The organism is Roseovarius sp. ZX-A-9, from assembly GCF_028369135.1.
Lineage (GTDB): Bacteria > Pseudomonadota > Alphaproteobacteria > Rhodobacterales > Rhodobacteraceae > Roseovarius.
The window spans coordinates 37444-58992 of sequence record NZ_JAPWHW010000005.1 but is presented as its reverse complement, the minus strand read 5'-3'; the positions used below and the strand labels follow the sequence as shown (position 1 = coordinate 58992).

16 protein-coding genes are annotated in these 21549 nt (G+C 61.0%); 7 read left to right on the top strand and 9 right to left on the bottom strand.

Annotated elements, in window-relative coordinates; all coding sequences use genetic code 11:
- Positions 1–83: 83 nt before the first annotated feature.
- From O3306_RS06430 to O3306_RS06415, 4 genes are all read right to left on the bottom strand, one after another.
- The gene (locus O3306_RS06430; protein ID WP_272004734.1) at positions 84–2624 is read right to left on the bottom strand and encodes a putative PEP-binding protein; all 2541 of its coding nucleotides are present in this window, start codon (positions 2622–2624) and stop codon (positions 84–86) included.
- Between the two features lie 92 nt (positions 2625–2716).
- Positions 2717–4870: a glycine--tRNA ligase subunit beta gene (gene glyS, locus O3306_RS06425; RefSeq protein WP_272004732.1), complete on the bottom strand. Its 2154-nt coding sequence runs from the start codon at positions 4868–4870 to the stop codon at positions 2717–2719.
- A gap of 73 nt (positions 4871–4943) precedes the next feature.
- The gene (locus O3306_RS06420) at positions 4944–5471 is read right to left on the bottom strand and encodes a DUF6446 family protein (RefSeq protein WP_272004730.1); all 528 of its coding nucleotides are present in this window, start codon (positions 5469–5471) and stop codon (positions 4944–4946) included.
- Positions 5472–5559: 88 nt separating this feature from the next.
- Positions 5560–6489, bottom strand: a complete 930-nt coding sequence (locus O3306_RS06415) for a glycine--tRNA ligase subunit alpha (protein ID WP_272004728.1) — start codon at positions 6487–6489, stop codon at positions 5560–5562.
- A 176-nt stretch (positions 6490–6665) separates the two neighbouring features.
- On the opposite strand from O3306_RS06415, the gene O3306_RS06410 reads away from it, so the two are divergent.
- The 3 genes from O3306_RS06410 to O3306_RS06400 all read left to right on the top strand — a co-directional run bounded on the left by O3306_RS06410 (position 6666) and on the right by O3306_RS06400 (position 11052).
- Positions 6666–8471, top strand: coding sequence for a serine protease (locus O3306_RS06410; protein WP_272004726.1), 1806 nt, complete (start codon positions 6666–6668; stop codon positions 8469–8471).
- 83 nt (positions 8472–8554) lie between these two features.
- A complete protein-coding gene (locus O3306_RS06405) occupies positions 8555–10339 on the top strand; it encodes an ABC transporter ATP-binding protein (protein WP_272004724.1) in 1785 nt (594 codons plus the stop codon).
- Positions 10340–10503: 164 nt separating this feature from the next.
- Positions 10504–11052, top strand: coding sequence for a hypothetical protein (locus O3306_RS06400; RefSeq protein WP_272004722.1), 549 nt, complete (start codon positions 10504–10506; stop codon positions 11050–11052).
- A gap of 76 nt (positions 11053–11128) precedes the next feature.
- On the opposite strand, the gene O3306_RS06395 is transcribed toward O3306_RS06400, so the two are convergent.
- From O3306_RS06395 to O3306_RS06385, 3 genes are all read right to left on the bottom strand, one after another.
- Positions 11129–12397 carry an ABC transporter permease gene (locus O3306_RS06395; protein ID WP_272004720.1) on the bottom strand — a complete coding sequence of 423 codons (1269 nt, stop codon included), beginning with the start codon at positions 12395–12397 and terminating at the stop codon, positions 11129–11131.
- Complete coding sequence (locus tag O3306_RS06390; RefSeq protein WP_272004718.1) at positions 12394–13203, bottom strand: taurine ABC transporter ATP-binding protein; 810 nt, start codon at positions 13201–13203, stop codon at positions 12394–12396. The genes O3306_RS06395 and O3306_RS06390 overlap by 4 nt, the downstream gene beginning before the upstream one ends.
- Before the next feature lie 88 nt (positions 13204–13291).
- Positions 13292–14284 (bottom strand): taurine ABC transporter substrate-binding protein, encoded by a 993-nt coding sequence (locus O3306_RS06385; RefSeq protein WP_272004716.1) that lies wholly within the window; start codon positions 14282–14284, stop codon positions 13292–13294.
- A 399-nt stretch (positions 14285–14683) separates the two neighbouring features.
- Here O3306_RS06385 and O3306_RS06380 point away from each other — a divergent pair, with 399 nt between their 5' ends.
- The 4 genes from O3306_RS06380 to O3306_RS22450 all read left to right on the top strand — a co-directional run bounded on the left by O3306_RS06380 (position 14684) and on the right by O3306_RS22450 (position 20814).
- A complete protein-coding gene (locus O3306_RS06380) occupies positions 14684–16084 on the top strand; it encodes an aminotransferase family protein (RefSeq protein WP_272004714.1) in 1401 nt (466 codons plus the stop codon).
- Positions 16085–16906: 822 nt separating this feature from the next.
- Positions 16907–18643, top strand: a complete 1737-nt coding sequence (locus tag O3306_RS06375; RefSeq protein ID WP_272004712.1) for an alpha/beta hydrolase — start codon at positions 16907–16909, stop codon at positions 18641–18643.
- Between the two features lie 310 nt (positions 18644–18953).
- The gene (locus tag O3306_RS06370) at positions 18954–19955 is read left to right on the top strand and encodes a VPLPA-CTERM sorting domain-containing protein (RefSeq protein WP_272004710.1); all 1002 of its coding nucleotides are present in this window, start codon (positions 18954–18956) and stop codon (positions 19953–19955) included.
- Between the two features lie 280 nt (positions 19956–20235).
- Positions 20236–20814 (top strand): DUF1330 domain-containing protein, encoded by a 579-nt coding sequence (locus tag O3306_RS22450; protein ID WP_442969984.1) that lies wholly within the window; start codon positions 20236–20238, stop codon positions 20812–20814.
- Here O3306_RS22450 and O3306_RS06365 read toward each other — a convergent pair.
- Positions 20736–21353 carry a hypothetical protein gene (locus O3306_RS06365; RefSeq protein WP_272004708.1) on the bottom strand — a complete coding sequence of 206 codons (618 nt, stop codon included), beginning with the start codon at positions 21351–21353 and terminating at the stop codon, positions 20736–20738. The two genes, O3306_RS22450 and O3306_RS06365, sit on opposite strands and share 79 nt — an antisense overlap.
- Positions 21354–21412: 59 nt before the next feature.
- The gene (locus O3306_RS06360) at positions 21413–21547 is read right to left on the bottom strand and encodes an aa3-type cytochrome c oxidase subunit IV (protein WP_272004706.1); all 135 of its coding nucleotides are present in this window, start codon (positions 21545–21547) and stop codon (positions 21413–21415) included.
- Positions 21548–21549: the final 2 nt, after the last annotated feature.

Genomic DNA, 21549 nt, shown 5'->3' with positions numbered 1-21549 from the left:
GCCCCAGGGCGGATCTCCCGGCCCGTAAGCGACCGGCAGCGAGGCTTTGAACCACCTCATGTGGTGGCGACTTTTGGCGCGGCCTACCCGATCTTGTCACGTACCGCCAGCTGTGCGGCAGCTAGTCGCGCCACCGGGACTCGGAAGGGTGAACAGGACACATAGTCGAATCCGGCGGCCCGGCAAAAGGCAATCGATTCGGGGTTTCCGCCATGCTCGCCGCAGATCGACAGCACCAGTTTGGGATGCGCGGCGCGGCCACGTTCGGCGGCGATCTGCAGCAACTCGCCGACGCCGTCGGTGTCGAGTGTGTGGAACGGATCTTCGGGATAGACGCCCAGCCGAACGTATTCGGACATGAACCGGCCTGCGTCATCGCGGCTGAGGCCATAGGTCATCTGGGTCAGGTCATTGGTGCCGAAGCTGAGAAACGACACTTGCGGCGCGATTTCGGCGGCGCGCAGTGCGGCGCGCGGGGTCTCGACCATCACCCCAAGGCGATAGGTGAAATCCTGCCCGGTTTCGGTCCGCACCGCCGCTGCGATCGCATCGACGCGCGCCTTGACCAACTCAACCTCTCGGCTGGCAGAAACCAGCGGGATCATGATTTCGGGCACGATGGGATCGCCTTCGCGGCTGACCTCCAGCATCGCCTCGAAGATGGCGCGCGACTGCATCTCGTAGATCTCGGGCACGGTGATCCCGAGGCGCACACCGCGCATGCCCAGCATCGGGTTGTATTCGCTCAGGGCGTTCACCCGGCGGGTCACCACCGACAGCGGCAGGTCCAGCGCCTCGGCCAGTTCGCGCAGGCCGGCGCGATCCGAGGGCAGGAATTCATGCAGGGGCGGATCGAACAGACGAATGCAGACCGGCTGGCCGTGCATGATGCGAAACAGGTCGGCAAAGTCGGCGCGCTGCATCGGTAGCAGCAGATCGAGAGCGGCGGCGCGGTCGGCGCTGCAATTGGCAAAGATCATCTCGCGCATGACGGTCATGCGGGCTTCGTCAAAGAACATGTGCTCGGTCCGGCACAGACCGATCCCCTGCGCCTTGAAATTCCGCGCGACCAATGCGTCTGCGGGGGTGTCGGCATTGGCGCGGACCGCCAGATCGCGCACGTCGTCGGCCCAATCCATGAGCACCCGGAAACTGTCGTTCTGGCCTGCATCCAGCAGATGCGCCCTGCCGAACAGGATCTGCCCGTTGGTGCCGTCAACGGTGATCACGTCGCCCTCGTTCAATACCCGGCCATCCGGGGCGGTCAGCCTGCGCTTGCCCATCTGGAACCGCAGATCCGACGCCCCTACGACGCAGGGCAGGCCGATTCCACGCCCGATCACTGCGGCGTGGCTGGACATGCCGCCGCGTTCGGTGAGGACGGCGACCGAGGCATGCATGCCGCGAATGTCCTCGCTGCTGGTTTCGCTCCTTACCAGAACGCAAGCCTCACCGCGTGCGGCTGCGGCTTGCGCGGCGGTGGCGGTAAAGACGATCTGCCCGGTCGCAGCCCCCGGGCTGGCGGCGATGCCACTGGCAAGCAGGTCGCGTGGTGCGTTCGGGTCAACCTGACGGTGCAACAATTCGTTCAGCGCGCGCGGCTCGATGCGCATCAGGGCCTCTTCACGCGAAATGATGCCATCCTCGGCCAGTGCCACGGCGATGCTCACGGCGGCGCGGGCGTTGCGTGCCACGCGCACCCCGTCGAGCAGGTAAAGCTTTCCGTTGTTGATGGTGAATTCCGCCTGCATCTCTTCGCGTAGGCGGGTCCGCATCAGCGCGGTGTGATCCTTGAGCTGCGCAAAGGCCTCTGGCGCGAGTTCCTCCAGGGACGGGCCGCGCGGATCGCGTTCGAGGTAGAGCGCATTGGCGCCAGTGCTCAGGGCATCGCGGCCCTGGCTCTGGCTGAGGTAACGGCCGGTCATCTGGCGTTCGCCGGTCAGACTGTTGACCAGTTGTAGCACGCCAGAGCCGCATTCACCGCGCCCGACACCGATGACCATTTCCTGCACCACCAGCCCCAGCCCGGCATCGGCCGGCGCGCCCTTGGCCTGGCGCAGCAGGCGCGCGGTGGTCCCGCCCCAGGCGCGCGCCATCGAGCGTAACACTTCGCCCAGTTGCACGGCGGGGTCCTGGGGAAATGGCTCTTCGGTCTCGTCTTCATAGGCGGCGAGGGCCTCTGCCAGCCCTTCTTCGGGGTCGTCGGACACATCGTCGAGCGTATCGGCATCCAGCCGCGCCACGTGGATCGCGTAGGATTGCACGAACCGCAAATAGAGCTTGGCTGCCGCTTCGGCCCCGATCCGGGGGGCAAGGGCGGCGCGCACGGCGTCGGTCATGCCGATGTTGAGGATCGCGCGTGGTCCGCCCCAGTCAGGGTCTTCGGAGGACGGGCGCACACATAGCAGCGCGCTGTCGCCCATCAGACGGATCAGCGCGTTCATGTCCGGCATGTCGCCCGACGCGATCCGTTTGACCGCCTTGAATGACAGCGCGACCGTCCGCGGTACCGGCAGATCCAGCCGCACCAATCGCTGCAAGCATTTCGCACGCCCGCCATGCGTCCGGTCCGCGATGGGCGCGTCGGGGGTGATCAGCGTGATGTCCGGGTCTGGTTGCTGCACTGCGGCACCTTTCTGTGTAGGTGCAGCATACGGCGCGCGCGGGCTATGGCAAGAGTGCACTGCGCAGGCCGGGTTTCAGCCCGGCCTGCGAATTACCCTTCAATCCGGGCGAGGTCTGCTGCGTCGAGGCAGGTCTTGCGGATACGGCTGAGCAGGTTAAGCCGGTTGCGGCGCACGACAGAGTTGTCGGTGTTGACCTGCACGGCCTCGAAAAACGCATCAATCGGCGCGCGCAGGGCGGCCATCGCGGACATGGCGGCGGCGAAATCTTCTGATGCCAGAGCCTCGGTGATGATTGGTCCTTGAGCGTCAAGTGCCGCGAACAGCGCGCGTTCCTCGTCCATCTCGGCAAACTTGATGTCCGCGCCGTAGGAATATTCGACGCCATCCTTTTCCTCGGCCTGGGTCAGGATGTTGTTGGCGCGTTTGAACCCTTGCAACAGGTTCTCGCCATCCTCGGTTTTCAGGAAGTCGCTGAGTGCCTGAGCGCGTTTGACCAGCAGCGCGAGGTCATCATTGCCGGGCATGGCGACGCAAGCGTCGATCACGTCATGGCGGATGCCTTGGTCCTTGAGGTAGACCTTGAGGCGGTCGTGGAAGAAGGAGAGGCGATCCTTGAAAAGCGCTTCCTGAGCATCGGTTTCTTTGAGCTTGTTCTGCAACTGGTTGATTTCAGAATTGAGCAAATTGTTTGGATAGCTCGGCGTCCAATCCAACCAGACCATAAGGACAGTTCGGCCAGCCTCCGAGAGCGGAATGGGAACCCCATTCTCCACCACCAATCGAATAACACCTAGCGCCGCGCGGCGCAGGGCAAACGGGTCTTTCGAGCCTGTCGGCTTCTCGTCAATCGCCCAGAACCCGGTCAGCAGGTCCAGCTTGTCCGCCAGCGCGACAGCCACGGAAACAGGTGCAGTCGGCACATCGTCGGACGGCCCCAGCGGCGAGTAATGCTCTTCTGCGGCAGCGGCCACTTCGGCTGGCATTCCGGCCCTTTTGGCGTAATAGCGGCCCATCAGCCCCTGCAATTCGGGGAACTCATAGACCATTTCGGAACTCAGATCGGCCTTGGCCCAGCGGGCGGCCTGCTCGGCCAGGTCGGGGTCGACACCCACGGCGGGGGCGACCTCGCGCGCAAGTGCGGCGATACGGTTGATCCGTTCGGCCTGAGAACCCAGCTTGTTATGGAACGTCACGTCGCCCAACGCGTCCAGCCACTTCTGGCCACCGGTCTCGGCGACGCGCAAGTCGTTCTCCCAGAAGAACTTGGCATCGGCCAGCCGTGCGGACAGCACCTTTTGGTTGCCCGCCAGAATGGTCGCGCCGTGATCGGCGGTTTCGCGGTTGGCGACGGTGATGAACCGCTCGATGCGGCCCGTCTTGGGGTTCTTCACCGAAAAGAATTTCTGATGCTCGCGCATGCTGGTTTGCAGCACCTCTGGCGGCAGGTCCAGATACTCGGCCCCGATCTCGCCCATCAGCACCACGGGCCATTCGACCAGCCCTGCGACCTCGGCCAGCAGGCCGCGATCCTCGACCACTTCCAGCCCGGCGGCAAACGCCTGGTTGGTGGCGTCCTGCCAGATCGCCTCGGCCCGTTCGGCAGCGTCAAGGATGACATGCCGCGCCTTCAGCGTGCTTTGATACTGATCGAAGGAGGAGATGGTGAACGCGCCGGGGGCCATGAAACGGTGCCCTTCGGTGCTGTTGCCGGCCTTGATCCCGTCCACGTCCATTTCCACGATGCTGGCCTCGCCCGCGTCGTCGGTCAGGATACAGAGAATCGAGTGCAGCGGCCGCACCCAGCGCAGGCTGCCAGAGCCCCAGCGCATGGATTTGGGCCAGGGGAAATTGCGGATGACGCCTTCCAGCACCTCGGCCACGATGACATCGGCGGGGCGGCCCTGCTTGGTGATCTTGGCGAAATAGACCTGGCCCTTTTTCTCGTCGCGGACCTCCAGCGCGTCGCGGCTGACACCGGCACCGCGCAGAAAGCCCTCGATCGCCTTTTCAGGCGCATCGGTGCGCGGGCCCTTGCGTTCTTCGGTGGTGGTGGGGGATGCGGCGAGCAAGCCCTGCACGGTCAGCGTCAGGCGGCGAGGCGTGGAGAACGCGGCGGCGCCTGCGTAGGTCAGCCCGGCTTCTACCAGCCCGTCGGTCACGCGCGTGCGCAGGTCGTCCGCCGCGCGCGACTGCATGCGCGCGGGAATTTCTTCGGAAAAAAGTTCGATCAGCAGATCAGGCATGGCGCGTCAGGTCCGGTTTTCTAGGGGTTTGGGCGTCTGGATAGCGGCAAGGCGGGATGGGGTCCAGTGGGGCTTAGTAGGCGGCGTCGGGCGGGGCAGGGCAATCATCGGGGGCGCGTTGGCCGTCGAACACGATGGCGCCGCAGCGGTTGATCTGGTGCCAGACCCAGCCGCGCCCGTCCTCGTCGATCGCGACGATCCGGTCGATACCGTACTGGATGTTCTCGGTGCCCAGAAAGGCCCGCGCGCGGCCTTCTTCCAGGGCTGCCCCCACCGCCTTGGCATCAAAGCAGTCGAACCAGCCCGGAGCGACCAGAGGCTCGGCTTTGTCATAGGGAACAAAGGTTTCGGTCAGCATGGCGTGACTCATCGTCGTGGTGAAACAGGCGCGGTAGCGGATCGGGGAACTGGTGGCGTCAATGGCGCGGAAATCGTCGTAGAGTACCGGCTCGGGCAGGCCCGTGACCAGCGAGGTGAGCTGCACATCGGTGCGCCCGTCGGCCGCAACCTCGTCGTAGAAGGCATAGACCTGAAGGTAATACATCGCGGCTCCGGCGATGAGCGCGCAGACGATGATGGACGAGGCGAGGATTTTTCCCATCAGTCGGAAATCCCGGTTTTGGCACGTCGGTTGCGCGTCGGTATCACGTCGGTATCGTGTCGGTGCGGCGCGTTGGAGCGGTGCAGGGTCATGCCGCCCACCCGCCGGCCGGGGTCTGCACGAATGCGTCGGCGCATTTCTTGGCCAATGCGCGAACGCGGCCGATATAGGCTTGGCGCTCGGTCACGGAAATCACGCCGCGCGCATCCAGCAGGTTGAAGACGTGACTGGCCTTGATGCACTGGTCATAGGCGGGCAGCGCCATGACGATGCGGCGGCCGGTCTTGGGGTCGATCTCGGGCGCGTCCAGGATGCGGGCGCATTCGGCCTCGGCATCAAGGAAGTGCTGCAAGAGCATATCGGTGTCGGCCACGTCGAAATTCCAGCGCGCATATTGCGCCTCGGCTTCGCGGAACACGTCGCCATAGGTCAGCGGGATCGGGGCGTCGGGGGCATTGAACGGCATTTCGTTGCCATCATCAAAGCCCAGCACATACATCGCCAGCCGTTCCAGCCCGTAGGTCAGCTCGCCCGAGACCGGGTGGCAGTCATGGCCGCCGACCTGCTGGAAATAGGTGAACTGGCTAACTTCCATTCCGTCGCACCAGACTTCCCAGCCGAGGCCCCAGGCGCCCAGCGTCGGGCTTTCCCAGTCATCCTCGACAAAGCGGATATCGTGCAGGTCCATGTCGATGCCGATGGCACTGAGCGAGCCGAGATAGAGCGCCTGAAGATCCGGCGGGCTGGGTTTGATGATTACCTGGTACTGGTAATAATGCTGCCAGCGGTTGGGGCTGTCGCCATAGCGCCCGTCGGTCGGGCGGCGCGAGGGCTGGACATAGGCCGCTGTCCACGGGTTTGTCCCCAGCGAGCGTAGCGTTGTGGCCGGGTGAAACGTGCCGGCGCCCACCTCCATATCGTAGGGTTGCAGCATCGCGCAGCCCTGTTCGGCCCAATAGGCTTGCAGACGCAGGATGATTTCCTGAAAGCTGCGAGGAATGTGTCCGTTTTCCGCCATGATCGTCCCTTGGGATATGCCCCTGAAATTGTCCGACCTACCTACGGCGCGGATCATTGAGGGTCAATTGGCCCCTAACGCCTAATTCAGGCGCATATTTTAGATGCATCGCACCGCAGATTTGATAAAACTCTCTGAAATCAAACGAAATGCGACAGGCAAGGGTAAAATAATCTATGATACGGACAATTCTGGCGGCGGTTTGCGTGCTCTTTCTGGTGGCTCAGACATCGGAGGCGCAGCAATCATCCAGCGGTCAGACGAATGTCTGGGTTCAGATCGAGGCGCAGCCCAGCCTAAATGCCATCAACGAGGCCCTTCAGCGCCGGTCAGGCGAATTGCAGGACGTGAACGGATTCTATCTCGGCTCGGGGTGGTACGGTGTCGCGCTGGGGCCTTACCCCCCGCAAGAGGCGCAACGCGTGCTGGCCACGCTACGTTCACAGGGGCGCATTCCGCGAGACAGCTATATTGCCGGTGCGGATGATTTCGAACGTCAGATATGGCCCGTTGGCGTGGATCAATTGACCGCGTCAGCCGCTGTCGTGCCCGCCTTGCCCGAAGATCCGCAGGTGCAGACCCTGGCCGAAGGCACCGATACCACCGATACCACTGAACCCACGGTGGCCGAGGTGCAGCCCGAACCCGAACCCGAAATCGTGGACGAAACCCCGCGCGAGGCGCGTGCGAGCGAAAGCCGCCTGAGCCGGGACGAAAAGGCGGCGCTGCAGGTCGCACTGAAATGGAGCGGGCATTATGCCGGGGCGATTGACGCCGCGTTTGGCGCTGGCACGCGCCGGTCAATGGCCGCATGGCAGGCGGATAACGGCCATGAAGAGACCGGCATCCTGACCACCAGGCAGCGCGCGCAACTGCTGGGCCAGTACAATGCGGTGCTGAATGGCATGGGGCTGGCGATGGTGAGCGACCCGCAGATCGGGATCGAGATGATCGTGCCCACCGGCGTCGTGAAGTTCTCCAGGTACGAGCCGCCCTTTGCCCATTTCGACGCCAGCGGCGATATTCCCGCGCGGGTTCTGATGATCAGTCAGGAAGGCAACCAAGACACGCTGTTTGGCCTTTATGACATCATGCAGACGCTGCGCATCGTGCCGCAGAATGGCCCGCGCGAGCGAAACAGCAACAGTTTCACCCTGATTGGCGAGAGCGCGACGATGATCTCGCATACCGAGGTGACGCTCAAGGATGGTCAGATCAAGGGCTTTACCCTTGTCTGGCCCGCCGGAGACGAAGAGCGCCGTACGCGCATCCTGTCGGAAATGCAGAAGAGCTTTACCCGGATCAGCGGAGTGCTGGATCCGGCGGCGGGCTATAATGAAGAGCAGAGCATCGATCTGATCTCCGGGCTGGAAATTCGCAAGCCGATCCTGTCGCGATCAGGGTTCTACGTGGATGCAAGTGGCACCGTGATCACCACATCCGAAGTTGTGGCCAATTGCGGGCATATCACCATCGACGACGAATACGACGCCGAGATCGCGGCGCAATATGATGCGCTGGGCATCGTGGTGCTGCGGCCCACGGCCGCGCTGGCGCCGATGAATGTCGCTGCCTTCCGGCAGGGCGCGCCGCGCCTGAAATCGGACGTGGCTGTCGCCGGGTTTTCCTATGGTGGCGTGCTGGGCGCGCCATCGCTGACCTATGGCGAGGTGGCGGAGCTGCGCGGGCTGAACGGCGAGCCGGGGTTGAACCGGCTGGAGCTGGTCGCGCTTGACGGTGATGCTGGCGGGCCGGTCTTTGACACGGGTGGCGGGGTGCTTGGCATGTTGCTGCCGCGGACGGAGGGCCGACGGCAACTGCCCGACGGTGTCAGCTTTGCCGCGGATTCCGAGGCGCTGCAACGGGTGCTGAAAGAGGCAGGCGTGCGGGTGTCGGTCGCGGCTGACGCAGGCGCGATCCCGCCGGCCGAACTGACCGACCGGGCCAACGGCATGACGGTTCTGGTCAGTTGCTGGGAATAGGGGTATCCGCCTTTGCGGGATGACCTTGGCCGCGGAACCGGTTAAAGCGTGCTGAACGCGCTCGCAACCGACGGATATCTGCCATGACCAAAGCCCGGCGACCCAAACGTGCGCCGCTCTATACAGAGCGTGATCGCGCCAATCTGCGCTGGCTCTGGTCGCGCTACCTGCGCCAGAAGCTGCCCTGGCTGCTGCTGGTGCTGCTGATGATCCTTGTGCAGGGCGTCATCTATCAGCAATTCCTGGCGATGACCGAAGACGGGCTGCGGGTGATCTTTGACAGCGGTACGTTGACGGATCTGGTCTGGGTCTGTGTCGCGGTGTTCTTTCTCTTCGGGTTGCGGGCACTGATGTCCTATCTGGTGCCGCGGATCACGGTATGGGTCAGCAACGATGCGATCTTCCAGATGCGGCGCGATCTGATCGACCACATGATGTCGCTTGATCTGGCCTATTTCGAGCGGACCAAATCCGGCGAGGTCATTCAGCGACTGGTGCAGCAGACGCAGCTGTTGGGCGTTTTCATCGGGCAGGCGGTGGCCAATGCGCTGCGTGATGCGATCACCGTGGTTATCGTGTCGGGCTATCTGATCTACAAGAACCCGATCCTGTTCACCACCGCCGTCGTGGTGCTGCCCTTCATCATCTGGGTGATGAATTTCGTTTCGGACCGGGTCAAGATCACCCAGGGGCAGGCCGAGACGGAACTGGCCGATTACATGAACGGGATCGAAGAGACGGTGAACGGCATGCGTACCGTCAAGATTGCCAGCCAGGAGGGGGTGGAAACCGCCCGCCTGCTGAAAGGGACCGGCCATATCCGCGATCTGATGAACCGGGTGCAGATCACCCAGGCGCTGGTGATGCCGTCGATCGACCTGAGTTCGGCCTTTGTCTATGTGCTGGTCATCGGCGGCGGCGGCTACATGGTGCTCAGCCCCGATTTCGACGTTGATGGCGCGGGCATCATCATGTTTCTGCTGGGCATGGTCATGGTGTTTGATCCGGCCCGGCTGCTGGCGCTGTTCTTTGGCGGATTGCAGGCCAACATGGTGTTGCTGGACCGGATTCGCGGGCTCTATGACGAGGTGCCGACGATCACCGATGCGCCGGACGCGGTCGAGGATTTCGACACCGGCGGCGATATCGTCTTTGACAACGTGACGTTTTCCTACAGTCCCGACCAGCCGCTGTTCGACGGGTTGAGCCTGGATTTCAAGGGCGGGCAGGTGTCGGCCATTGTCGGCTCCACGGGGTCGGGCAAGACGACGATTCTGTCGCTGCTGTCGCGGCTCTACGACGTGCAGGGCGGGCAGATCACCATCGGCGGGCAGCCCATTGATGGGCTGAAACTGAGCAGCCTGCGCGGCGCCTATTCTGTGGTGGCGCAGGATATCGTGATCTTCAACAATTCGATCTGGGAGAATATCCGCTACGTGAACCCGGACGCCACCGATGAGCAGGTTTGGCAGGCGGCCGAAAACGCCGAGATCGCCGAATTGATCCGGCGGCGCGGCAATGCGTCGGTCGGGCCCAAGGGCGCGCAGCTGTCAGGCGGGCAGAAACAGCGCATCGCCATTGCGCGGGCGTTTCTGCGCGACGCGCCGATCCTGCTGCTGGACGAGGCCACATCGGCGCTGGATCAGGCGACAGAGGCGCGGATCAAATCCGCGCTGGACCGGCTGACACGCGGCAAGACCACCATCGTCGTGGCCCATCGGCTGTCGTCGATCGCGGATGCGGACCGGATTTTCGTGTTGGAGCAGGGCAGGCTGGTGGAAAGCGGCAAACATGCCGAACTGCTGGCGGAGAACGGTCTCTATGCGCAGCTCTACAAGGCGCAAAAGCAGGGATATGACGCACGGTGAGGCGGACCGGCCTTGCGAGCCGCAGCGCCGGGGCGCGTGCTGCCAGGGAAAACCGACGCAAGGGATCATTCGCGGCAAAGTGGTTTCAACACTTTTCTGAATGAATGGTAAATGATAGCTGGTTAACGGGGCAGCCCCGCCCGGAAGCCGTCTGGATTGAAACCATGAAAAAAATCTACTCTTGGCTGGTTGTTGCCATGGCCGTTCTGACACTCGGCGGCTGTGCGGCTCGCCCGATCGTCGACACAGTGGATCAAAAAGAGATCGACGAGCTGGCGGTCGCGATTCAGGGGCTGGGCGAGGACGTGGCACCGCAAGAGGCCGCGCGCGCCGCCGATGTCGCGTACCGGTATTCGCTGCAACTCGCGCAGGAGTACCAGGTTACCGACCCGCCGCTTGTCCATAATGCCAAGGTCATCAATGGCCTGCGGTCGCGAGGGCTTTGCAATGATTGGGCTGAAGACCTCAACAAGCGGCTGAAAAAGGAACGCTTCAGCACCTTGGCAATTCACTGGGCGATCTCGCCGCCCGAGCCGTTCCGGATCATCCACCATACGGCCATCATCAGCAAAGTGGGGGACACGATTGATGATGGCATCGTGCTGGACCCATGGCGCAACAGCGGCGCATTGTTCTGGGCGCCTACAAAAGCCGATAAACGGTACAATTGGCGGCCTCGCATGGAAGTCCGTGAAGAGCTGTTGAAGCGCTGAGCGGCTGCGGGGGCAAAGGAAAACGGCGGCCCCGTAGGAGCCGCCGGTTCTGTCTCTTAGCCGTCTGGATCAGGGATCAGACGCGGCCTTTCCACGGGACCAGCCAGTCTTCGGCCTTGCGCATCAGGATGTCGATGCCGTAACCGATAATGCCGATCAAGATGATGCCCATGATCACGATGTCGGTCAGCTGGAACCGGGATGCCACCATGATCATCATGCCGGCGCCCTTTTCCGCCGCCACCAGTTCGGCGGCCACCACCGTGCCCCAGCAGACGCCCATGGCAACGCGTGCGCCGGTAAAGATCTCTGGCAGGGAGTTGGGGACGATCACGTGGCGCATCAATTGCCATTTGCTGGCCCCCAGCGAGTAGGCGGCGTGCACCTTGGAGATGGCCACGCCCGACACGCCCGCGCGCGCCGAGATGGTCATGATCCAGAGTGCCGCGAGAAACAGCAGGATGATCTTGCCGCTCTCGCCGATGCCCGCCCAGATGATCACCAGCGGGATCAGTGCCAGCGGGGGAACCGGGCGCATGAATTCCACGATTGGGTCGAACCAGCCGCGGAACCAGTCACTGAGGCCCATCGCGTAGCCCAGCGGGATGCCCACCAAAGCGCCCAGTGCAAAGCCCACGATCACCCGGAAGAGCGACCAGTAGAGGTGTTCCCACAAGGTAAAGTTCTGGTAGCCGGTTTTTGAGATTTCACCGATGCGGGCCACGACGGCTTCGGGCGGCGGCAGCCAGATCGGCTCCATCTGCATGCCGGTGGGGGGCGCGAAGTTGAGCGATCCCTTGGCGGTCATGGCAATGCGCCCGGCATCGACATGCACTTCGCCGCCCGGTGCGATGGGCTGGCCATCAATGGCGACCACGTTCGCACCATCCTTGCGGGTAAGCTCGTCATTGCTGTCGACGCGGATCAGGGTCGAGCGCCAGGCGCCCACGGTGATGCTGTCGTTCTTGGCAAAGCCATCGCCGGGCTCGACTTCGAGCGGCTCGACCTCTTCGCCCACCTTGAACACGCGGGCATGGACGGTCGCATCATCGCGGCTGCCGTCTGCGGCCTCGACCGTGTAGGTGAATTCGCTGTCACCGACAAAGGGGCCGGGGGCGTGGATCGGCACCCATTTTGAGCCGGTGAATGCCCCCCACAGCAGAAAGATTGTGACTACCGATATGACGCTGGCCCAGCGATCGGGCCGCACCGCGCTTTCGTCGCCGAAGGTCACGGTCTTGAGCGAGGTGAAATCGGCGCGGCTGTGCATGAGTGATTTCACGCCCTTGCGGACGATGAAGAAGGAAAGCACGAAAACGGCGATATAGATGACGAGGATAATCATGCGCCTGCCTCCTCGGTCCGGCCCATGATCTCTTCTTCCATGTCCCAGATCATCGACAGAATTTCCTCTCGCTTCTGGTTGAATTCGGGATGTTTCTTGACCTCTCGCAGGTCCTGACCGACGCCCATATCGGCAAAGGGCAGCTGGTATTCCTTGTGGATGCGGCCGGGGCGTGGCGCCATGACCAGCAGCCGCTCGCCCAGCAGCAGCGCCTCTTCGACCGAGTGGGTGATGAGGATGATCGTCTTGCCGGTTTCCTTCCAGAGCTTGAGCACGAGACCCTGCATCTTTTCGCGGGTCAGCGCATCGAGCGCGCCCAGCGGTTCATCCATCAGGATCACGTCCGGGTCATTAGCCAGACAGCGCGCCAGCGCGACGCGTTGCTGCATGCCACCGGATAGCTCGTAGACGGATTTTTCCTTGAAATCGCGCAGGCCGACGACCTCCAGCAGGTGATCGACATTGGCGGCGTATTCCGCGCGGCGCTGGCCCTTCATGCGTGGGCCGAAACTGACATTGTCGCGGACGCTCATCCATTCGAAGAGTGCGCCTTGCTGAAACACCATGCCGCGTTCCGCGTCGGGGCCATGCACGGTCTTGCCGTTCAGCACGATCTTGCCCTCGGTCGGCGCCAGAAAGCCCGCGACGATGTTCAGGAGTGTGGTTTTGCCGCAGCCAGATGGCCCCAGCACGCTCAACAATTCACCGCTGTTGAGCTCCAGCGATACGTCCTGCAATGCCTGCACATGACCGCCATCCGGCAGATCAAAGCGCATCGACAGGTGTTCGATGTTCAATGTGGACATTCCCCGCCCCCTTATTGTTTTTTTTGTCATCAAGGGAAAAACGGGCCCGAGCCATGTGCCCCGGACCCGTGATTGCAAACCGCGCAGCTTACATGCCTGCGGCTTCGAGGGGGCCGACGTTGACCGCGTCATCATAGGTATCCAGCGCCGCGTCGATGCTGCCTGCCTCGACGAACACATCGGCCACGCCCTTCATGAACTCCTGCGCGCCGCCGCCGAGCCATTTCGCACCCAGTTGCTCCTCGCGGGAGGGGAACACGAAAGTGTCGATCGTCGACTTGGTCGCGTCGAGGTCCATGCCTGCGTCCTTGGCGATCACGGGCAGCATTTCATCGGTGTGCTGACCGCTGTTCCACATGTCATTCGCCTTGGCGGTCACGCCGAGGAAGGTCGCGAGTTGCTCGGCGTTCTCTGCCGCGTAGGCTGCGGGCACCGAGGTCACGTCGAAGACGAGGATGCCCAGTTCTTCCTTCTCGGCACCGGTCAGCAGCACGTTGCCATGCTCCAGCGCGCGGCGCAGGCTGCCGCCCCAGCCACAGAACATGTCCACAGCCCCCTGCGCGAGGGCGGCGGAGCCTTCGGGCGGGTTCATGTTGACGACTTCCATGCTGCCGACATCAATGCCGAAGTGGCTCATCTGCTTGAGGAAGTTGTAATGGGCTGCGGTTCCGAGCGGCACGGCGACCTTCTTGCCGGCAAGCTCGTCCGCGCTGTCCTTGTCGATTTCCAGGGCTTCGGCGACGACGCAGTTGTCATTGTCCGAATAGCTGACCGCCACATCGACGATCTGCAGGTCCTGGCCGCTGGAGGTGGCGACCACGAAGGGGGGCACGCCCTGGCTGATCGAAATCTGCACATCGCCTGAAGCCATCGCTGCCGACATCTCGGTGCCGGCCCCGAAGGCGCGCCAGTTGACCGTGGTGCCAAGCGCCTCGTCATACATGCCCGTGGCCTTGGCGTACTGGAAGGGCATCGGCCATTCCAGGAAGTAGCCCACGGTGATGTCCGCGCTTGCCGCGTTGGCCCCCGCAAGTACGGCGGCCCCGGCGACGGCGGACATGATTTTTGTTTTCAATTTCATCAAGAATTCTCCCGTTGGTTGGTTGCTTGGACAAGCAGTGAGGTTCCGTCTGATGCGGTGATTCCCCACAGGTTGCCGCCGGAGAGCGTATCCCGGCGATAACTTAGGGACCCATCGGAACGGAAAACACGATTCCGATCAATGGTTTTATGCCGGGGGAGCGGTTCTTTTCGGCTATTCGAAAAGGTAATTCGGAACAAATTGACAAAATTTATGAGACTTTCAGTGCCATTTTGGCGTTTTTTCGAATTTAGAATGCACGTTTTGGACCTAAGTTTGATTCTATCTGGCCCTATCGCTCAGGGCTGCTCAAAGGTGGTATAGGCGTAGTGAAACAACACTGCCCCCCGCGTGCGCGCCGGATTGGTGCTGGGGGGCTGAACCTGATGGAGGAACGACATGGACGGCAAGTTTCTGGACAATGACATTGAAAAGGTCGTCGAAGCCGACCGCGCGCATGTCTGGCATCATCTGATCCAGCACGCGCCCTGGACCGGCGCCGACCCCAAGGCCGATCCGCGTATCATCGTCGAAGGCAAGGGCATGCGGGTCTGGGACCAGAAGGGCAAGGAGCATCTTGATGCGGTGTCCGGCGGGGTCTGGACCGTCAACGTGGGCTACGGTCGCGAGCGGATTGCAAACGCAGTGCGCGATCAGCTGATCAAATTGCCGTATTTTGCCGGCTCCACAGGGTCGATTCCGGGCGCGATGTTCTCGGAGAAGCTGATCTCGAAGATGCCGGGGATGAGCCGGGTCTATTTCACCAACTCCGGGTCAGAGGCGAACGAGAAAGCCTTCAAGATGGTGCGCCAGATCGCGCACAAGCGCTATGGCGGCAAGAAATACAAGATCCTCTATCGCGACCGCGACTATCACGGCTCAACGATTGCCGCGATGTCGGCGGGCGGGCAGGACGAGCGCAACGCGCAATATGGTCCCTTCGTGCCCGGCTTCGTGCGGGTGCCGCATTGCATGGAATACCGTGCGCAGTGGGATCTGAGCGGTGAGGATTACGGCGTGGCCGCGGCCAACGCGATCGAAGAGGTGATTCTGGCCGAGGGCGCCGACACCGTAGGCGCGCTCTGCCTTGAGCCGGTGACGGCAGGCGGCGGCGTGATCACCCCGCCCGAAGGCTACTGGCCGCGCGTGCAGGAAATCTGCGCCAAGTACGACATCCTGCTGCATATCGACGAAGTCGTCTGCGGCGTGGGCCGTACCGGCACCGAATGGTTCGGCTATCAGCATTACGGCGTGAAGCCCGACTTCGTGACTATGGCCAAGGGCGTTGCCTCGGGCTATGCGGCGATCGCGTGCTGTGTGACCAACGAGAAGGTGTTCGAGCTGTTCCGCGACGACAGCACCGATCCGATGAACTATTTCCGCGATATTTCCACCTTTGGCGGCTGCACGGCGGGGCCTGCGGCGGCACTGGAGAACATCGCCATCATCGAGGAAGAGGGCCTGTTGGAGAACACCACGAAGATGGGTGATTACATGCTCGATCAGCTGCATGCGCTGGCCGACCGGCATAAGGTGATCGGCGATGTGCGCGGCAAGGGTCTGTTCCTGGGGGCCGAGCTGGTCGCGGATCGCGCCAGCAAGGAACCTGCGCCAGAAAAGATGGTCGCGGCCGTGGTTGCGGACTGCATGGCGCAGGGCGTGGTGATCGGCATGACCAACCGCTCGATCCCCGGCCTGAACAACACGCTGTGCTATTCGCCCGCGCTGATCGCGACCAAGGACGATATCGACGAGATCGTGACCGCGACAGACAATGCGCTGACCAAGGTGTTCGGCTAAGACGTGGCGCACCCGCCTTGTGCCTGCACGGCGCGAGCCGGGTGACGCTCCGGACTGGAACAGCAAAAGGCCCCGCGGTTCACGCGGGGCCTTTTCAGTAAATGATGCCGTGCATGGTGCTGAGCCCTTAGGCGGCAACACCATGCCGACCAGCCGGCTCCTGAAAGAAACTTCGGGGACTGGAATTAAAGATCGGCTAGATGAACCCTCTTGCCGTTCGCCGCAAATGCGAAACTTTCCCGCAAACAGCAAAGCGATGCGTCGGTCTGCATGGAGGCGTGTCCTTGCCTGCAACGCAAATGGCTTCATAGGAGGCAACTCAGGTTCGTTTCCGAGATGCCTCCAAATCCGCCCTCTGGGGGGCGGTATCTCTGATCGTCACATGTAATCGAGCCGCCGTTAGTGACGGCGTTAATAGCTCGGACCCTTGTTGACGAGCGAAGGGCGCATTCACTGCCAACGGCAGAATTACGTTCTCGCACGTCGACTATTTCAGCGACCTGTTGGGAGCGAAGCATCAAACGGCGCTGCACACGTCACCTGTATAGCCACTGATCTTCAGCGGAAATCACATCGAAGCAAGTTTCGGATGCGGTGCGGAATTCCGTGATACCCCGCCGCGTTAACGGTTGCTTGGCGGCGAAGGGCCGTTTGAGTCTTCAAACCCACCCGATTTTGACAAGAGGACCAAGTCCCGACTAAGCTCAAGGGTAATTTCAGGATGGCTTGTATTCGGTAGTTTTTCTTTTTTGGCGCCCAACGTGTTTCTCTCAGCCGCGGCTCAAGACAATCCATCGATTGGTAGCCATCGAGGTGCGTTAGATGCCAAACCGCTCAGACACGCTTATCCATTTGGTTTACGATGCCTCGCTCGATAACTCGATTTGGCCGGAATTAATTCTAAGGCTTTCCGAGCAGCTGGAAAACGCTTACGAAACCCTCCCCACGTCCAGCGAACAATCCTCCATCGAGGATATAGCGACGCATTTCAAGCGTGCCTTCAGCATTTCCGAACGCATCGTTGATCTGCAGGAACGTGAGGGGCAGCTCAGCGCGGTTCTCGACACATTTTCATTTGGGATTGCCTTGATTGGCGAAGGTGGCGAGACGATTATCAAAAATAGTGCGACAATGATGAAGCCCGAGATTGCACGAATTTTTGACAAGGCCACCGCACCTTTGTTGCGCTGCCCCCTCACCGAAGTCGAACGCTCGCTCAAACAATGGGTCAACCAGGTAAACCTTGTTGATGAGCCTAACGCATTGGCCTTGCCGAGCGGGACGACCACCGACTTGCTTTTGTTGCCACGGCTGGTTGCTGTGCGCATGGGCTTCCCGCCCATCGCTGCAGCTGTTTTGCTGGTGGCCGATGCAAGTGAAAGCGATGGTTTGCGGGCCTTTGCCGCTGAACACGGCTTGACCAAACGCGAGGCCGACCTGTTATTCGCGATCGCGCGAGAAGGCGACCTCAAGAAGGCTGCCGCCCAGATTGAATTGTCTTACGAAAGCGGACGGACCTACCTCAAACGGATCTACGAAAAATCCGGCGTCCGTTCGCAAGTCGACTTAATCCAGAAGTTGTATTCAGGACCGATGAATATCCTGCGCAAACGCGGCGCTTCGCAGGAAGAAGTGCACAGGGTGCGCAGACTGATACGCCTGCAAGATGGCCGAAATCTGGAATATTTTACACTCGGTCCTGAATCCGGCTGGCCGGTAGTGCATTTTGATGCATTGGCTGGGATCACGATCGATGCTGTAGGCAATCCTGTCGGCGTGCTGGCCCATCTTGAAAGATACAATATCCGTCTGATTACCCCGTGCCGGCCCGGCGGGTTTCGGTCCTCGTCAAAGCCCATGACCAGTTTGCGCGATTTCAGCGGCGACGTTGAAGAATTGCTGGACTATCTTGGGGTGGATCGGTTTTCGGTCTTTGGTGTGTCATTTGGTGGGGCCACTGCGATGGCCGTTACACATGATTTGCAGGATCGCATAGATCGCGTTGTTTTGTCCGCGGCACCTTATCCTGAGTATCTTCCGCCCAACTGGCGCGATTTGGACCAGTTTTACCAGATGTTCGGCGTTCTGGGCCGCAAATGGCCGGGAATGTTTCGCAAAATGTTACCCTTTATGATCCGTTCGATAATGCAAAATGTAGATCGCTACTTTGATCGCTACCTGAGCAAGACCAAAAGTGCGCATGACATCGTCGCCCTCTCAAATCCGTTCATCCGGATACGCATGGCCGAAATGCTCTCTGAGCGGACAGCCGCAGGCATGTCGGGCATGGTCGAGGAAAATGTGCTGAACGCCCAGGTTTGGGATTTCGACGCTGCAGATATATCCGTGCCTGTGGAAATCTATCACGGTGCGCTCGATAACGTGACGCCTTTGGCCGGTGCCGCGCTGCTGGTGGAGCGATTGCCCAATGGAACGCTGACAGCCTTGGCAGAGCATGGCCACTACCATCACCTCACTGGATGGCCTTGGCTTCTGGCACGGGCTGGGGGACGTGCTGTTGAGGTTGGGGCGGACAGTTATTCAATCCCCGAAAGGTAACCAATGTCCCCAAATGGGGATATTGCTCGGCGAGGGCGTCGCTAATGTCATTGGTGAATGAAACCGTGAATAGGGCATGAAATCACGAGCCGACTTTCCCTGACCTTGAAGCCTCGCGTTTCCGACATCTGTTTCTGCTGAGTGGCCTTAGCGACCAATTTCTTTGGCCCCTGCTCCCCGTCGCCCGTTCCGTTGCCTGACCGGGCACTATTTCGGAACTTTGAGACATACGAATTCCAGTCTTGGTCGGCGGCTGAATATCCTTGTTCGCCCTATTTCATTGCATCGAAACACTAGAGGGTCATGTACCATGAAACCAATCACCATTTCCTCTGTGCTTGCCACGCTTTTGTTGGCGACTGCGGTACAGGCCACCCCCATATCGGCGTTTAGCGAATTAGAGGTGAGCCACAGTTTCGTCATCAACAACGGCAGTTCACCGGAAGGGATCGACATAAGTTTTGGGCCCAACGCCCTCATCATTGACAACGATGCGACCACCTTCGTTGATCATCCTAGTGGCAACGCCGTTGATGATAGCGAAGTGGTCATCGGGAATCAGTTCTCGGATCCACCGCTCGCGGCCGAAAGATCATGGTTGAGCACGACCATCCTGCCAAACGGGACCGAGGGGGCTCTCGCCCACTATCACACTACGATTCTCACAGAAGATGACCCCGATGATGATAATTCTGACATAACCCGCCGCTCTGTCCATCAAGTGGGTGAGGCCAATGCTGTTATAACCTCCGACCCCATCGCGGCATCCGCCGCTTCTTTTGAACGCAGTGCGCGCAGTTATCTTTTTACGAATACGACCAATGATCTAATCTCGTTCAATATCGCTGGCCAGTTTGATGCATCTTTGGGCGCGCAATACACCGGCATTGACGGGTTTGCGCGCGCCTCTGCCGGGATCGAATTGCTCTTTTCTCCCAGCAACGGTGCCGAGGTTTCGTACTTCCCCATATCCCCCTATTTGACGACGATAGAAGACACCGCCCCCGGCGCCGTCGCTGCGGAGCAACTGTTAATTGACACAGGCGGGTTGACCTTCAGTGCCAGCACCTCTGCCATAGGCGACGGGGGCACGACGACCGCCCTTCTTGACGCCGAGATCCGCTACATCTTCGGGCTTAGCCTCGCCCCCGGCGCTACAGTTGTAATGGACGCAGGTTTTAGCCAAGCCAACGCGGTCGACTATACACCGCGCGCGCCGATGACCCCCGTTCCAGTTCCGGCAACCCTGCCATTGTTGCTCAGCGGCTTGGTCGGTTTCGCGGCTCTGCGACGCAGATCTGGCGCGGGATAACAGATCATATCTTCGACCCCGACCAGTCTGTGAGGCGGACATTGGCGCAGTGATCGTGAACAGCGGCAATGTCCGAACTTCTGCCCCCTCAACCGTTGCAAATGCCAGGCGTTGCGAGAACGACCGCTGCGGAGGCGCTGCGATGCATCCTCCTGGGCGGCGATGTGAGCTTGCTCCGGACCATTTATGCCGTTCATATGCTTGATCGGTGCCGCAGCGAAAGTTCCTCAGAGCGGGTGTCGGCGTGGCCGCGCTGCTTCAAGTGAGCTTAGTGACTGCCATGCGGACGGAGTTGCGCCATTCGGAGATTGATAGAGTATCAAGAAGCGGCAGAGGGACTACTGACATGCCTAAAGGTTACTTGATCGCTCACATTCGCGCCCCCGACTTTGAAAAAATGCAAGAGTTTGGAGTATTGGCTCGCCCCACGGTTTCTAAGTGCGGCGGCACAATACTTGTAACCAGTTTAAACCCAACGATAAAAGAGGGTCCGAAAAGCGGGATTGCCGTTGCTCTAGAGTTTGAGAATATGGATGCCGCTGAGTGTTTTTATCACTTCGAAGACTATAAAGCGGCCAAAGCCATTCGGCTACTGGCTGCGGGAACCGATCTGATCCTAGCAGAAGGGATGTGGATAAGTCTGCTAGAATCCCGAAACTATGGGCTCGGATCGGGCATTGCGCTTCGAGCCACTGGAGCGCCCATCTGCCCCACGAAATACAAAGGCCCCGCAGTTGATGCGGGGCCTTTTTCATTTCGAACACTCTCGGGTGAGAGGGATTACAGCGTTTCCTTGTCCCACTTGGAGGGGTCCCATTCGGCCAGGACCTTGGAATTGTCGTCGTCGTCGTATTCGTGAAGCACCTTTTCCGTCACGCCCGGAACGCGCGCGAACTGCTCGGCCAGCTTCTTGGGGTACCAGCCGGCGACGATCTGGCCGGGAAAGAGCTGCGCCATGATCTCGGATGTGCTCTTGGCGCATTGGGCGGCAGGCACCGCGCCGTAATTCTGCACCAGTGCGATCGCGCGCTGGGCAACCTCCGGGCTGACATCAAGCGTCTGGATGCGCACGTGGTAGGTCTTGCGCGCGTGATAGCGGGTATAGACGTCCACGACCGGGGGCGTGATGCCGTAGAGCACATCGTTGCGCTCGGGGATTGTCTCGTGCTTGAAGGATCCGGCGGGGTCAAAGATCACCCGCTGGTTGCCGTTGATCATCAGCGACGTATGCGCGCCGTTGCCGGTGCGGTTGTTGACCATCGTGAACAGGGTCAGCCGCGTCGGGCCATCGTAGCTGTAGGCGGCGCGCGACACTTCCTCGTCGGTGGCCCAGACCCTCTCGGCGGCACAGCCGCTGAGGGCGAACATGGCGCAAAGCGCGATTAACCAGAAACGCATGGGGGTCTCTCCTGTCAGGTCAGCGGCGCCTTAGGCGCGGAATTGGCAGCAGAGCCGGTTCAGCTGTTGACGAGCGCCATGAAGATCAGCGCGGCGATCGAAAACAGGGCGACGCGTGTCGACCAAGTGATGAAACCGTTAAATGTTTTTTCCTGTACGTCGATATTCATTTCGCCGTGTTTATGTTCTGCCATGT

What these genes read in the sequence shown, in the direction of transcription:
- O3306_RS06365 (WP_272004708.1), bottom strand. Translation starts at nt 21,353, where the DNA reads ATGCGTTTCTGGTTAATCGCGCTTTGCGCCATGTTCGCCCTCAGCGGC.
- O3306_RS06410 (WP_272004726.1), top strand. Translation starts at nt 6,666, where the DNA reads ATGATACGGACAATTCTGGCGGCGGTTTGCGTGCTCTTTCTGGTGGCT.
- O3306_RS06405 (WP_272004724.1), top strand. Translation starts at nt 8,555, where the DNA reads ATGACCAAAGCCCGGCGACCCAAACGTGCGCCGCTCTATACAGAGCGT.
- O3306_RS06415 (WP_272004728.1), bottom strand. Translation starts at nt 6,489, where the DNA reads ATGGCGGAAAACGGACACATTCCTCGCAGCTTTCAGGAAATCATCCTG.
- O3306_RS06360 (WP_272004706.1), bottom strand. Translation starts at nt 21,547, where the DNA reads ATGGCAGAACATAAACACGGCGAAATGAATATCGACGTACAGGAAAAA.
- O3306_RS06380 (WP_272004714.1), top strand. Translation starts at nt 14,684, where the DNA reads ATGGACGGCAAGTTTCTGGACAATGACATTGAAAAGGTCGTCGAAGCC.
- O3306_RS22450 (WP_442969984.1), top strand. Translation starts at nt 20,236, where the DNA reads ATGCGGACGGAGTTGCGCCATTCGGAGATTGATAGAGTATCAAGAAGC.
- O3306_RS06385 (WP_272004716.1), bottom strand. Translation starts at nt 14,284, where the DNA reads ATGAAATTGAAAACAAAAATCATGTCCGCCGTCGCCGGGGCCGCCGTA.
- O3306_RS06395 (WP_272004720.1), bottom strand. Translation starts at nt 12,397, where the DNA reads ATGATTATCCTCGTCATCTATATCGCCGTTTTCGTGCTTTCCTTCTTC.
- O3306_RS06375 (WP_272004712.1), top strand. Translation starts at nt 16,907, where the DNA reads ATGCCAAACCGCTCAGACACGCTTATCCATTTGGTTTACGATGCCTCG.
- O3306_RS06370 (WP_272004710.1), top strand. Translation starts at nt 18,954, where the DNA reads ATGAAACCAATCACCATTTCCTCTGTGCTTGCCACGCTTTTGTTGGCG.
- O3306_RS06420 (WP_272004730.1), bottom strand. Translation starts at nt 5,471, where the DNA reads ATGGGAAAAATCCTCGCCTCGTCCATCATCGTCTGCGCGCTCATCGCC.
- O3306_RS06390 (WP_272004718.1), bottom strand. Translation starts at nt 13,203, where the DNA reads ATGTCCACATTGAACATCGAACACCTGTCGATGCGCTTTGATCTGCCG.
- O3306_RS06400 (WP_272004722.1), top strand. Translation starts at nt 10,504, where the DNA reads ATGAAAAAAATCTACTCTTGGCTGGTTGTTGCCATGGCCGTTCTGACA.
- glyS (WP_272004732.1), bottom strand. Translation starts at nt 4,870, where the DNA reads ATGCCTGATCTGCTGATCGAACTTTTTTCCGAAGAAATTCCCGCGCGC.